The 14814-nt window shown below is 39.0% G+C and carries 10 protein-coding genes; 8 read left to right on the plus strand and 2 right to left on the minus strand.

From position 1 onward, the window contains the following. The first annotated feature begins 9 nt into the window (after positions 1 to 9). On the plus strand, positions 10 to 693 hold the full coding sequence (locus VZD24_RS00530; protein WP_342686650.1) for a 2'-5' RNA ligase family protein: 684 nt from the start codon (positions 10 to 12) through the stop codon (positions 691 to 693). Between the two features lie 71 nt (positions 694 to 764). Here the strand turns inward: VZD24_RS00530 and VZD24_RS00535 are convergent, their stop codons facing one another. After that, positions 765 to 1391 (minus strand): SDR family oxidoreductase, encoded by a 627-nt coding sequence (locus VZD24_RS00535; protein ID WP_279447462.1) that lies wholly within the window; start codon positions 1389 to 1391, stop codon positions 765 to 767. Positions 1392 to 1595: 204 nt separating this feature from the next. Between VZD24_RS00535 and VZD24_RS00540 the strand changes: the two genes are divergently transcribed. The 6 genes from VZD24_RS00540 to lepB all read left to right on the plus strand — a co-directional run bounded on the left by VZD24_RS00540 (position 1596) and on the right by lepB (position 7642). After that, positions 1596 to 2477 (plus strand): SDR family oxidoreductase, encoded by an 882-nt coding sequence (locus VZD24_RS00540; RefSeq protein ID WP_279447463.1) that lies wholly within the window; start codon positions 1596 to 1598, stop codon positions 2475 to 2477. Between the two features lie 220 nt (positions 2478 to 2697). Next, positions 2698 to 3468, plus strand: a complete 771-nt coding sequence (locus VZD24_RS00545) for a ParA family protein (RefSeq protein ID WP_279447464.1) — start codon at positions 2698 to 2700, stop codon at positions 3466 to 3468. After that, positions 3469 to 4368, plus strand: a complete 900-nt coding sequence (locus VZD24_RS00550; protein ID WP_279447465.1) for a ParB/RepB/Spo0J family partition protein — start codon at positions 3469 to 3471, stop codon at positions 4366 to 4368. Next, on the plus strand, positions 4358 to 4939 hold the full coding sequence (locus VZD24_RS00555; protein WP_342686649.1) for a DUF5683 domain-containing protein: 582 nt from the start codon (positions 4358 to 4360) through the stop codon (positions 4937 to 4939). Before VZD24_RS00550 ends, VZD24_RS00555 begins: the two co-directional genes overlap by 11 nt. Positions 4940 to 5115: 176 nt before the next feature. Continuing rightward, positions 5116 to 5820, plus strand: coding sequence for a 4-hydroxy-tetrahydrodipicolinate reductase (gene dapB, locus VZD24_RS00560; protein WP_342686648.1), 705 nt, complete (start codon positions 5116 to 5118; stop codon positions 5818 to 5820). 262 nt (positions 5821 to 6082) lie between these two features. Next, positions 6083 to 7642, plus strand: a complete 1560-nt coding sequence (gene lepB, locus VZD24_RS00565) for a signal peptidase I (RefSeq protein ID WP_342686647.1) — start codon at positions 6083 to 6085, stop codon at positions 7640 to 7642. Positions 7643 to 7705: 63 nt separating this feature from the next. Here lepB and VZD24_RS00570 read toward each other — a convergent pair whose 3' ends face one another. Continuing rightward, positions 7706 to 8824: a PQQ-dependent sugar dehydrogenase gene (locus tag VZD24_RS00570; RefSeq protein ID WP_342686646.1), complete on the minus strand. Its 1119-nt coding sequence runs from the start codon at positions 8822 to 8824 to the stop codon at positions 7706 to 7708. A 337-nt stretch (positions 8825 to 9161) separates the two neighbouring features. Between VZD24_RS00570 and VZD24_RS00575 the strand changes: the two genes are divergently transcribed. After that, positions 9162 to 14663 (plus strand): CHAT domain-containing protein, encoded by a 5502-nt coding sequence (locus VZD24_RS00575; RefSeq protein ID WP_342686645.1) that lies wholly within the window; start codon positions 9162 to 9164, stop codon positions 14661 to 14663. Positions 14664 to 14814 lie beyond the last annotated feature (151 nt).

Here is a 14814-nt window from a genome sequence, read left to right on the forward strand (position 1 = left end):
TTATAATTTATGAAGAAATATTTTATCGCCGCAGCAATTGCTTTCGGGCTATTGTCTTGCACTACAAAAGAGAAAAATATAATTGCAGTAGATGTGCTTTTAATCCCTTCGGAAGAAATGCAGGCGCAGGCCTTTCAGCTAAATTCACTAATTTATAAAAACAATCCCGAAACCATAAAGCTAGACGAAAATCACGTGCCGCATATAACCTTGTTGCAATGTTTTATAAATGAAAGCGATTTGCCTAAAGTGAATAAAGCTTTGGAAGGTTTATTTGAAACTATTAAAGAAGAAAATTTTAAAGCTGAAAGTCTGTTTTATTACGAAGAAAAGGAGGAAAGTTTTTCGATGATTCGAGTGGAAAATTCAAAGGCATTGATGGAAATTCACAAAAAATCCATCGAACTTTTAAAGCCATTTATTGTCGCTAACGGCTCTGAAAATTCTTTTGTACAAAACCCCGACGGCAGTGCAATTAGCAAATCTACCGTAACGTATGTACCGGCATTTGTGTTAGAACATAGTTATGAAAATTTTGATCCACACATAAGTCTCGGTGTTGCAGATGTTTCTCTTTTAGACAGCCTCGCCGCGCACATTTTTAAACCTATAAAATTTAGGGCGGCTTCGGTTAGTTTATATCAATTGGGCGATCACGGTACTGCCCAAAAACTGCTTTGGACATCTGAGTAATTTAAAATATCATTTCACAAAAAAAGCACTTGGAACTAACCAGGTGCTTTTTTAATGGTAAGGTTTAAATTTTAGATCTTTTCGAGTGCCGCTTTAATATACGTTTCGCCTTTTAAAATTTCAAAAGTTTTATTATTTGCAACTGAATCTTCCAGCGAGCCTACCAAGGTTTCTGCAACATCACGACGCGGTATTTCGCCACTTTTATTTAGTTTATTGTCTATTTCAATTTTCCCGTTTCCATCATCATTTGTAAGCGCACCCGGACGCACAATTGCGTAATGCAATCCCGATTGTTTTAGATGTTCATCGGCATTGTGTTTTGCTCTTAAATACTCCTGTAAATCAGATGCCTGTTCCGGATTATCGGCACCCATTGAGCTTAGCATTACAAATTTCTTAACGCCATCATTTTTAGAGGCATCCATCAATTTTTTAGCGCCTTCCTGATCAACTTCCTTTACTTTTTTTCCACCTGAACCTGCGGCAAAAATTACGCGGTCAATTCCTTTGGTAGTATTGCTCACATCTTTTTCAAGATCTGCCAAAACTGTTTCCACACCTTCGTTTTTAAAATGTGAAACTTGCTCTTCTTTTCTAACCATTGCAATTGGTTGGTATTTATCAGAATGCTGTAAAATTGAAATTATCTTTTTTCCTGTGGTGCCGTTTGCACCTGCTACTAATATTTTTTCCATAGCTCCAAGATAAGCCACTTTAAAAGGAACCTAATACAATTTCACACCCTTTAACCTTTTAAAAACTGTTTTTTGTAGTTTCATTAACAAGCGAAAGTTTAGCGGTAAAACTTGGCTTTAAATCTTTAAGGAGCGCTATTTATTAATAACTAATTCTTCAATCATAATTTTACTGCTTATCTTTACAGTAAAACAAAATATTTTATGGATTATACTTCAAAAATGCTGCGTGACGACGCACTAAAAGGAAAAACAATAGTGGTAACTGGCGGCGGTAGCGGGTTAGGAAAAGCAATGACAACTTACTTTTTGGAGCTCGGCGCCAACGTGGTTATAACTTCCCGCAATTTAGAAAAGCTACAAACCGTAAAAAAGGAACTCGAAGATGCTACTGGCGGAAAAGTGTTGCCGGTACAATGCGATGTGCGAAATTATGACGAAGTAGAGGCCATGGTAGCAGCCGCAATTGAAGAATTTGGCACTGTGGACGTATTGTTAAACAATGCTGCGGGTAATTTTATTTCTCCAACCGAAAGACTTTCTGCAAATGCTTTCGATACTATAATAGACATTGTTTTAAAAGGAACAAAAAACTGTACCCTAGCTTTTGGGAAACATTGGATTGATAAAAAAGAAACCAATAAAACGGTTTTAAACATAGTTACTACCTATGCTTTTACGGGGTCGGCTTACGTGGTGCCAAGTGCAACTGCAAAGGCTGGTGTTTTGGCATTAACGCGTTCTTTGGCAGTTGAGTGGGCAAAATACGGCATTCGATTTAACGCTATTGCACCGGGGCCATTTCCTACAAAGGGCGCTTGGGACCGATTGCTTCCGGGCGATTTAAAAGAAAAATTCAATCCTGCGAAAAAGGTGCCTGTAAAACGTGTAGGCGAACATCAGGAATTAGCAAATCTTGCGGCTTATTTAGTCTCCGATTTTTCAGCATATATAAATGGTGAAGTGGTTGTAATAGACGGTGGCGAATGGCTAAAGGGCGCAGGACAGATGAATCTTTTAGAAGAAGTACCGCAACAAATGTGGGATATGCTGGAAGCGATGATTCGTGAAAAGAAATCGAAATAGTTCATCTTATAGTTTACATTCTCAGCATTAAATAACCATTTTTATAATTTGGAAAGAACGCCAAAATTTGTGGATATAGCATATTGAAATTTACTTGGAATTTAGAGATTTAAAGTTTGAAATTTTCTGGAAAGGGCAGTGTTCACTTCATGTTAACAAAAATGATTTTCTATCCACATAATTAATTGTACTTTTATCTGCTAAAATCGCAAGTAAATTAATGGGTAAAATAATTGCAATTGCAAACCAAAAAGGAGGTGTTGGCAAAACAACGACCTCAGTAAATTTAGCGGCCTCATTGGGCGTTTTGGAAAGGAAGGTTTTACTTATAGATGCAGATCCGCAAGCCAATGCCACCTCCGGTCTGGGTATTGATGTAGAGGGGGTTGAAATTGGCACATATCAATTACTCGAGCACAGTGCTTCGGCAAAAGAAGCTATTGTTGCTACCAATTCACCCAATTTAGATTTAATTCCGTCGCATATAGATTTGGTGGCTATTGAAATAGAATTGGTAGATGTGGAAAATCGGGAATATATGCTAAAAAATGCTGTAGAAGCATTAAAAGCAGATTACGATTACATACTAATAGATTGCGCCCCATCTTTGGGATTGTTAACCTTAAATGCCTTAACCGCAGCAGATTCGGTAATTATTCCAATACAATGCGAGTACTTTGCTTTGGAGGGCCTCGGAAAACTTTTAAACACTATTAAGAGTGTTCAAAAAATACACAACGTAGGTCTTGATATTGAAGGGTTGTTGCTTACTATGTACGACCAGCGGTTGCGACTTTCCAACCAAGTTGTTGATGAGGTAAAAAAGCACTTTGACGAAATGGTTTTTGAAACAATCATTCAGCGCAATGTGCGTTTAAGTGAAGCGCCCAGTTATGGCGAAAGCATTATTAGTTACGATGCTTCGAGTAAAGGAGCCGACAATTACTTAAGTTTGGCGCAGGAGTTAATAAAGAAAAACGAAATAGAATAAATGGCGAAAGCGACCAAAAAACAAGCATTAGGCCGCGGACTTTCAGCTTTGTTGAAAGACCCGACTAATGATATAAAATCTGTAGCCGATAAAAACGCCGACAAAGTTGTTGGGAGTATCGTAGAGCTAGATTTGGGCAGTATAGAAGTAAATCCCTTTCAACCGCGAACCAGTTTTAATGAAGAATCGCTTCGCGAATTGGCTTCGTCTATAAAAGAACTCGGCGTAATTCAGCCTATTACAGTTCGCAAATTAGATTTTAACAAATACCAATTGGTAAGTGGGGAACGCCGTTTTCGCGCTTCAAAATTGGTGGGACTGGAAACCATTCCAGCTTATATTCGGATTGCAAACGATCAAGAATCTTTGGAAATGGCTTTGGTTGAAAACATCCAAAGACAAGATTTAGACCCTATTGAAATTGCACTTTCGTACCAACGATTAATCGAAGAAATTAGTGTTACCCAGGAAGAATTGAGCGATCGCGTTGGAAAAAACCGATCTACAATTGCCAACTACCTACGTTTACTAAAACTAGACCCAATAATCCAAACCGGAATGCGCGATGGCTTTATAAGTATGGGGCACGGGCGGGCACTTATAAACGTTGAAGACTTAAGCGATCAGTTAGATATTTATGAAAAGATTTTAAGTCAAAATTTATCCGTGCGCGACACTGAGGCTTTGGTACGCGGTTATAAAAACCCGAAGGAGAATTCAAAACCGCAGAAAGCGAGCGCGCCTCCATTTGCAAAAAAAGCAAAAAGGGAACTAACCGATCTTTTTGAGACATCGGTAGCGATAAAAGTTTCTAAGTCGGGTAAAGGGCAATTAGTAGTTCCTTTTAAAAGCCAAGAAGACTTCGAACGTATTTTGAAGCTAATAAAAAGTGAAAAATAACTTTCTATATATTCTCTTTACATTCTTCGCCACCTCGCTGTTTGCGCAGACCTCAGATTCTTTGACGGTTAAAAATGAAGCAAAGGCAATCGTGGTTAACGATACTATTTCGGCAAAAGATGAATATAGGCCTTTAGCGCCGGCAAAAGCGGCATTTTATTCTGCCGTTGTACCAGGATTGGGACAGGCCTACAACAAGAAATATTGGAAAATTCCTATTATCTACGCAGGAATGGCGGCGGGAGTTTACTTCTACAAACAGCAAGACGACGATTACAACCGGTTTAGAGATGCGTATAAACGCAGACTGGCCGGTTATACCGACGATGAGTTTCAAGGTATATCTAATGATCGGCTCATAAATGCGCAGAAGTCTGCGCAAAAAAACAAAAGCATTAGTGTAATCGTCACCATTGCATTCTATTTATTAAATGTGGTTGATGCCAACGTTGATGCCCATTTAAAGCAATATGAAGTAAGTGAGGATCTTTCATTGCGTCCCAACTTTAATTATAACGAATTTAATGCGAAACCGCAGTATGGAATGTCGCTAACGTATCGTTTTAAGTAAAAATGGAATAGAGAGAAAAGGATAAAGATGAAAGAATAAAGAATAAAGAGTAAAGATGAAAGATGAAAGAATAAAGAGTAAAGATGAAAGAATAGAGAATATAGAGTAAAGAGTAGAGAATACGGGTGATACGTATTTTTTAAGCTGTAATTTATTCGTCATTAAGTATTTAAATTATGAAAATAGCACTTCTCGGTTATGGTAAAATGGGTAAAGTCATTGAGAAATTGGCTTTGGAAAACGGGCATTCGGTGGTTTTTAAAAGTACGATTGATTCTTCTGAAGGAAATTTTAAGGAAGCCGATGTTGCCATTGAGTTTTCGGCACCCGAGGCGGCGGTTAGCAATATTTCAAAAGCATTGGAAGCAGGAATACCGGTAGTGTCTGGCACTACGGGATGGCTTGCGAGATATGACGAAATGGTAAACTTATGTGAAAGTCGTAACGGAAGTTTTATTTCGGCGTCCAACTTTAGTGTTGGGGTAAATCTTTTTTTCAGTATTAACGAATACGCAGCAAAACTAATGGCCCCTTGGAAGGAATACGATGTTTCGGTTGAGGAAATTCATCATACCGAAAAGAAAGATGCGCCCAGTGGCACGGCAATTACAATAGCCGAAGGGATTTTAAAACACAGCGATAAACGCGATTGGCAGTTAGATTCTTCCGACGAAAAAAGTTTAAAAATCACTGCCAAACGGGAAGAAGATGTAAAAGGTACGCATACTGTTAGTTACAATTCAACAATAGACGCTATTTCGTTAGAACACGTAGCACACAGTCGCGACGGATTTGCAAAGGGCGCTATTTTGGCAGCGGAGTTTTTAAAGGACAAAAAGGGAATATTTACAATGAAGGATGTGCTTGGGATTGAGGATTAACGATTGAGGATTAACGATTGTTGATTGGTGATTTTTGATTGTTGATTGGAGAATAACGATTGTGGATTAACGATTTTTGATTGTTGATTGGGGATTAACGATTGGAGATTAATGATTTTTGATTGAGGATTAACGATTGTTGATTTTTGATTGATGAATTATGTGGCTGGGTAAATTTCTGTTTGCGAAGTAAATCAGAAATTTGTATCGAAGCCGAATTGAATTTCAATAAAAAATAATAATAAAGAATAAATACTAAATAATGAGTTGGACAGAATGGTTTGTGTTTTTTATAATAGTTCAGGTAATCCATTTTGCTGGAACGTGGAAGTTGTACCAAATAGCAGATAGAAAAGCTTGGGAAGCCGGAGTACCCGTGTACAATGCTGTGGTTTTAATGAAAATCATTAACCGTCCGTGGTGGTGGACAATTTTACTTTTTGTTCCCATTGTAAATTTAATAATGTTCCCAGTGGTTTGGGTAGAAACCTTGCGCAGTTTTGGCCGTAATTCTACTACCGATACTATTTTAGGACTTGTAACTTTTGGATTGTATATCTACTACATCAACTACACTCAAAAAGTAACACACATTAGCGATAGAAGTTTAAAACCCCGAACGTCAACAGGAGAGTGGGTAAGTTCTATTTTGTTTGCGGTAGTTGCCGCAACCATTGTGCATACCTATGTAATGCAGCCATTTACCATTCCTACCTCTTCCTTGGAGAAAACACTGTTGGTTGGCGACTTTCTCTTCGTAAGTAAGTTTCATTACGGTGCGCGTACGCCCATGACGCCAATTGCATTCCCGATGGTTCACGATACCATTCCTGTAATACATACAAAATCGTATTTATCGGAGCCCCAAATTCCCTATTTTAGGCTGCCCGGGTTTCAGGATATAAAGCGGAATGATATTGTAGTTTTTAACTGGCCTGTAGATACGGTGAATGCCTTTCAGCAGTATGGCGACGGAAAATATTATTACAAGCCTATTGATAAAAAATCGAATTACGTAAAGCGATGCGTAGGGCTTCCCGGCGATTCTTTGGAAGTACGTGATGGCTATGTTTTTATTAACGGAAAGCAAAACGAGTTGCCAGATAGGGCGAAGCTACAGTTTAGTTATGACGTGCAAGTGAACAGTCAGCTAAATCCTGAAATGTTATACAACCGTTACGATATTACCGATAGGTACGGCTTCGGAAATAATACCTACCGCTTTGGTGGGATTTCGGATGAATCGTTAAAGATGTTGAAGAACAATCCGAATGTGGTTAATGTGTCCCGTTTCCGCGGTGAAAAAGATGAATGGGATCAAGGTATTTTCCCAAATAACCCTAACTATCCGTGGAACAACGACTTTTTTGGTCCGTTGTATATTCCGAAGAAAGGCGCTACTGTGGCCATTACTCCGGAAACACTGCCGTTATACAGACGGGTAATTGAAGTTTATGAAGGAAGTGAATTGGGAATAAACAATAAAATTACGCAAAATGGAAACCAAGTTTTGCTAAACGGAAACCCACTTACAAATTACACTTTTAAAATGAATTACTACTGGATGATGGGCGACAACCGAAACAACAGTGAAGATGCCCGTACGTGGGGCTTTGTACCGTTTAATCACGTGGTGGGCAAGCCTGTTTTTGTATGGATGAGCTGGGATGGCGTAAACAAGAAAGTACGTTGGGAGCGGCTTTTTACCACTGTTGGCGGTAGTGGGAAACCAGTTTCGTATTTAATGTATTTTGTAATAGCGGTAATTGGTTGGTTTGCTTTTGACTTTTATAGAAAAAGAAAAAAGGGAGCTAAGAAATAAAATGTAATAAGCCGCGAATTCACGAATATTCTAATAAATAATTCGTGAATTCGAGGTTTAAAACTACTCGGGAATCAATCTAAAAATCCCCTGCCCTTCAACGGCAATATAGATTAATCCATCAGGCCCCACTTTTACATTTCTGACGCGTCCGATATCCTGTGCGATTTTTTCACGATTTGTTACTTTTTCGCCGTCTAAAGTAAGTAATTCAACATAAGCGAATTTTAAGGAGCCTACTAATAACTTCCCTTCCCACGCGGGGTATTTACTGCCTGTAACAAAATCCATTCCGCAGGGAGCAATGGAGGGTACCCAATAATAAATAGGGGGTTCAATGCCGGGTCTGGTTTTTTCGTCGGTAATTTTAGTGCCACTGTAATTAACGCCGTAAGTAACTTCCATCCAGCCGTAATTTGCGCCTTTTTTTACAATATTAATTTCGTCGCCGCCTTTTGGTCCGTGTTCGTGCATCCAGATTTTGCCAGTTTCGGGATGTTTTGCCATTCCCTGCGGATTGCGGTTTCCGTAGGTAAAGATTGCTTTTTTTGCATTCGGCTCGTTGTAAAATGGATTGTCCTCTGGAATACTCCCATCATCATTTAATCTGTATATTTTTCCGCCATCGCGTGTTATGTCTTGCGGGTTTACTTCCCGTTCCCCGCGTTCGCCAATGGAGAAATAGACAAAACCATCATTGTCAAACTCAATGCGCGAGCCAAAGTGTTGCCCCGCCGTTGTATTGGGTTCGGCTTTATAGAGGGTTTCAATATTTACAAGGGAATTATTTTCCAATTTGCAGCGTATTAAAGCTGTGTGACCGCCTTTTCTGGGCCCTGCCACAGAGGCGTATGTAATATAAATCCAACCATTTTCGCTGTAATTTGGATGCAATTCTATATCGAGCAATCCACCTTGTCCGCTATTATAAACCTCTGGCACATTAGCTATTTCTGTTTTTGAATTGTTTTTAAAATGAATTAGCCTTCCGTCCTTTTCGGTAATTAACATACTACCATCCGGCAACCACGTCATTCCCCAAGGGTTATTGAGGTTTTTTACCACTTCTTCAATTTTATACGATTGTGGTTCAGTAATTAAAGCCACATCGTTTTTCTTTTTTGGTTGGCCGCAAGAGGTTAAAAATGCAAGCACCGCGATATACAAAAGGTTGAATTTCATAATTGATATTTTTTAAAAGAGTACTGAAAATATAGTGAAAATTTAATTGTCCGCTGTAATTATTTCAAAATCAAAAAGAAGGATTATCTGTTTGCTAAAGCTGGATAGAGAAATTATTTTCAGGTTTCAAAAATTATCGTAACTTTTTAATCTCCTCACTCAATGCTTTTTGAAGTATTTAAAGCACTTACAATCAATAACTTAACGCAAAAACAATTAATGTATTAATTATTTTGCATACCTATATCAATCTGTTTTTGAGTGTTATAGGTGAAATAATAAGTGTTTTATTGAAGAAGCAGTTACAAAATTTACAACTAAACCAATACGCAATACTATGGAACCACTTAAAAAACTTGTAGTTTACGGCAATAGGGAAACCGACGAAGAGGGAGCAATTGTTTATAATCTACAGACCACAAATAGGGATGCCTCCAACCAACATGAAGTACATTTAGAAGCAAACGATAAACTGTTGCAATTGGTTTTGGCAGATGGCACGTCTTGGATGTGCGATGCATCAACTATGCACGAAGTTTTTCCGGAGCTCGATCCTGCCTTAAAACCTCCCGGAAGCCGCGATGCCCAACCCGAAATTTTTGTGCTCCCGGATTCGGTGGAAACTCCAGCGACCGAACGTGGAATTATTGGTAAGATTGCTTTAAAGCTGTTAAAGGTATTTGCGAAAAAAACCATAGGAAAAGGAGTGGTGGAGCTCGCGAAAAAACTGGAAGATAAGCATTTGCAAAATGAAGTAAACAGCGATATTCTTCCTGCCAAATTTTTAAGTACAGGCGCCGCACTATTTACGGTGAATCGAGATTTTAAATTTGGCACTTTTGATGGAAAACCTTCCAACAGGCCCTTTTTTCTCTTTATTCACGGAACAAATTCAGACACTTTTGGAGCGTTTCAGGACTTAAAGGGGGCGCCGGTTTGGGACACCTTGCATGAACAGTACGGGAAAAACGTTTTGGCATTTCAACATAGAACGTTAACTGAGAGCCCTTTATTAAACGCTGTAAAATTAGCCAAAATGCTGCCTGATAATTCGGTGGTACATATGCTTACCCATTCTAGGGGTGGAATTGTTGGCGATATTTTGAATAAATACAGCAATAATAACGATGCCGCTGCTATCGGGTTTAACAATACCCATATTTCACTTTTGGAGCAAGAGGATGATAGGGAAGAAGACATTAAAAATATTGAAGCGCTCAATCGGATTTTTAAGGATAAAAAAATTACCGTCGCCAAGTTTATCAGGGTTGGCTGTCCGGCTGCGGGTACAAAACTCGCTTCAAAGAGATTGGACCATATTTTAAATGTTTTTTTCAATTTAATAAACATTGTTGGCGGGGCATTTGGTGATGTTTTAAAAGAACTGCTCTCTGCCGCCGTGGAAAGCAAGGACGATGTAAACGTACTACCGGGATTGGAAGCCCAAAGGCCCGAATCGCCTTTTATTAAAATATTAAACGATCCTTCGCCCGAAAATGCAATTAACGGGGAACCACTAGCAATTATTTCGGGAAATGGGAGGGTGAGTTTTTCGGGGCAGGGACTTTTTGTAATCCTTGGAAAGTTGTTTTACTGGCAACGAAATGATTTGGTAGTGAATACAGATTCTATGTATTTGGGAGCCAAACGGAAAGATAATATTCAGTATTTCTTTGATCAAGGTGCCGATGTAAACCACGTAAAATATTTTGAAAACAAGAAAACCCGCGAAGCGATAAACTTGGTTTTAAAGACTGCGGAAGGACAGCTAATACCCGGTTTTAAATGTATTCCACAAAACCAAATCCCCGGCAGCGATAGAGCGCTAATAGAATCTGGAGAGTTATATCCGTCGCCAACGCCCCCTTCGGGTACAAAACCTATTGTAGTAATGCTTCCCGGTATTATGGGCTCCAACCTTACCCAAAAAGATAAGGAAATTTGGCTTCATTACGGGCGAATTCTCAGCGGTGGATTGTTAAACCTTGGATATTCCAATGTAAATAAAATTGTTGCAGATTCAGTTGTAAAAACTTCATATTACAAGTTGTACAAATGGCTATCCGGCAAATACGATGTAGTGGTGTATCCGTTTGATTGGAGAAAACCGTTACCGGAGTGTGCGAGCGAATTCAATACAAATATTAAGGGGTTGATGAAAATTGGGCAACCCATTAAAATCATCGGGCATTCTATGGGCGGGGTTTTGGTACGCGACTTTATAATTAATCACGACGATACCTGGCAGGAATTAAAAGCAACCAAAGGCTTTAGAATGCTTTATCTGGGTTCGCCACTCGGGGGTTCGTTTAGAATTCCATCGGTGATTTTTGGGGAGGACCCCATTATTAAGAAGTTGAGCAAGTTAGATTTATTTCATTCAAAAAAGAGGTTGCTGAAAATGTTTTCGAAATTCCCCGGAATTTTAGCCTTATTACCCTTAACTACCGACCCCAAAAACGATTTCGCAAAAATGGAAACTTGGGAAAATATGCGAACGTATTTCGGTAAAAGCAATTGGCCTTTACCGCTTAAATCGGATTTGGAATATTTCAAAAAATACCGTGATAACATCTTAAGTAAACGCGATGCCATAGATTATTCGAGTATGGTATATATTGCTGGAAAGGATAAAATGACTCCCTGTGGGTATTATTTAGATAAACTACCGCCAAAAAAGCAATTGTATTTTCTGTTTACCAGTGAGGGAGATCAAAGCGTAACCTGGGCATCGGGGATTCCTAAGCAGCTTATCGAGGCAAATGCCGTTTATTATTCGCGTGTAACCCACGGGGCATTGGCGAATGAACCAGATTTGTTTAACGCCATAGAGGAAATACTGAGTACGGGGCAAACAAATTTAATACAGAATACCAAGCCCTTGTTACGGGGAGAAGAAAAAATATTTAGAGCCGAACCGGATATAGATTTTGATCTTTCGGAAGCCGGATTGGAAAAAACCATTTTGGGTCTCGCAGACGAATCGGAAGCTGTAGGAAGCCAAATTCCCGTTACCGTTACGGTTAGCAATGGCGATTTGCGCTATGCTTCATATCCGGTAATTGCCGGCCATTTCTTAAACGATGGTGTGCTTTATGCTGAAAGGTCTATAGATCATTATTTACAGGGAAATTTAACATCCAAACACAGATTGGGGCTTTATCCCGGAGAAATTGGCACCAATGCAATTTTCGGAAAAACGAAAAACAGCGATTTTGAAGGCGCAATAATAGTGGGGCTTGGAGAGCCAGACCAGCTTACTTCCTTTCAACTTTCAAAATCTATAGAGCAAGGTGTTCTCAATTATTTATTGAGTCTGCGTGGTAGTATAATTCCCAAAAGGGGAATAGGAATTTCGTCCTTAATAATTGCTACAGGTTATGGCGGCCTCTCGGTTGAAGGGTCACTTAAAGCCATTATAGACGGGGTAAACCGTGCCAATGAAAAGATTAAATTACTGGGCGATGATGGCTATAGAACCGTTCAATATATTGAAATAGTAGAACTATATGCGAGTAAAGCGCTTAATTGTATGTATGTGCTAAACAAAATAGCACATAAAGAAAATACCACATATAATATTATACTCGGTAGCAAACGCATTAAAAATTTATTGGGCATAAAGAAGAGAACGCCACTGGATACGGCAGAAGATTGGTGGAACCGAATTACCGTTAAGCACAAAAAAGCGAACGAGCAAACCGGAGAACCTGCCAGTATGATTTTTGGTTCATCTACGGGCGATTCGCGCGAGGAGGAGAACGAACTTTACAGCAGTACCCCGTTAATAGATTTGTTTATTCAAGAAGTGTCCAGCAGTAATCAATGGTCGCCTTGCACGGCAAAAACACTCTTTGAATTATTGATTCCGAATAATTTAAAAGAAAAGCTTAAACGAAAAGGCAATATTTCCTGGATACTCGATACCGAAACGGCATCCTACCCTTGGGAATTGCTTCAAGATAATACTACCAATGCCAAGCCACTTTGCATAAATGCCGGAATGATACGGCAACTGTCTACCAAAGATTACAGGATTAATATTAAACGCGTTGCCGAGAAGGGGGCATTAATAATTGCCGATCCTATTTTAAACGGGTTTATCTCGCAATTGCCCGGGGCAAAAGAAGAGGGAATGGTGGTAAAGGATACTTTGGAAAATGTAGGGTATCCTACTACTCAGCTTATCGGTACAAATGCCGAAAGTATTGTTAAGAATTTTTTCTGTAATGATTATACAATTATACATTTAGCGGGACACGGTGTTTTTAATCCAAAATCTCCAAAAAAATCAGGGATGGTTATAGGAAAGGATATATTTTTAACTGTATTCGAAATCCAGCAAATGCCCGTTGTACCCGAGCTGGTTTTTGTAAACTGTTGCCATTTAGGTTATACCAATGCCGAAGAGGAGCGTTTTTATCAAGACAGGTATAAGTTGGCGGCCAATATAGGTACGCAACTTATTAGCATAGGGGTAAAGGCTGTAATTGCTGCAGGTTGGGCGGTAAATGATGCAGCCGCATTAGATTTTGCACAAACATTTTACAGCAGTATGTTTGCCGGCGATAATTTTGGCGATGCCGTAAAGAATGCCCGAAATTACATCTATGAAAAACATCCGGGCAACAATACTTGGGGGGCATACCAATGTTACGGAGATCCATTTTTTAAATTAAAAGGTATATCCGGAAGTAAAGGTTCGTGGTCGCCAAGCTATATTGTACCGCAGGAGGCCGAGATAGATTTAGATAATTTGCTCAATCAATTACAGATGGCAACGAGTGCTGGCAAAAATCATTTAGCCGATCTAAATACCATAATGACGGCTGTAAATAGGGACGTTACGCGAACACCGCAAATAGTTGAAAGAGTAGCCAAAATATATCAGGAATTGGCAATGTATGTGGAAGCCACTGGAAATTTCGAGGAACTTCTTAAAATGGAGCAGGCAGATTTCTCTTTTTCTTGTATGGAAAAATACTGTAATACGCGGTCTAAACTGTATATCCGCAATATTTTTGAAAACGAAAATGCTTCCAAAGATGCTATAATGGAGGCTTACGAGAATACGGAAGGCGTAATTAACGACCTTACCGTGTTGTTAATTGCAGGCGAAACCGCCGAACGCCACAATCTTTTAGGTAGCGCCTATAAGCGTTTGGCCATGTTAGCCCCCGACTTAAAAAAGCGCGTTAGTGCCTATAAAGCGGCATATTCACATTACGAAAGGGCGTATAACCATAAGTTTAATTCGAATAAAATTTACTCTTTGGTCAATGCGATTGAACTGGCCTGTTTATTGGTTTTTAATGAAGCTGTAAGTGACGGTGGGGAGTTTACGGTAGCGAAGAAAAAATACAAATTGAGAACCTTTTCCGAAGCAAAAGAACAGCTTAGCGAATTGGAGAAAAAGTTAGTGGAAAAATCGAATGACGACGATTTGGACTATTGGGATTTAATAGCTTCCCTAAACATAGATCTATGTTTGCTCTTTTTAATTAAAGATGAGGAAATAGAACCAAAATGGACAAAGGTTATTCAGAATTTTAATACAATATGGCGAAAGGCGGGGAGCGATGCCAAAAAAGTAACCGAGCTGGAACATCTCAGCTTTTTAACCCATGCCCTAAACGTTGCCACCGGAACAAAAGGTGAAGGTTTTAAACCGAATAAAGATTTGGAAATGCATATAAACGAGTTGAGAACGGCCTTGAGCGGAATACGAAAAAAGATGAAAGCAAAGGAAACAGCCAATACTAAATCGAACGCGAATGCTAAAAAAAGGGCGAAATCTAAACCAAAGCCTAAACCGAATAGCTCCAAGAATAAAAAGTAAGTAGTTTTATGTACTAATTTAAATTTTGAAACTGGTTAAAAAGTATCGCGCAAGTTTGTAATAAAGCCTACTTTTTAGCCAGCTTTCGTATTTATAATATTTCCTATTGGTATAATCGTACCACAAATATTACCTTTATCAAAATTTCTGT

This window comes from Aequorivita flava (genome assembly GCF_038742595.1).
Classification (GTDB): Bacteria; Bacteroidota; Bacteroidia; order Flavobacteriales; family Flavobacteriaceae; genus Aequorivita; species Aequorivita marisscotiae.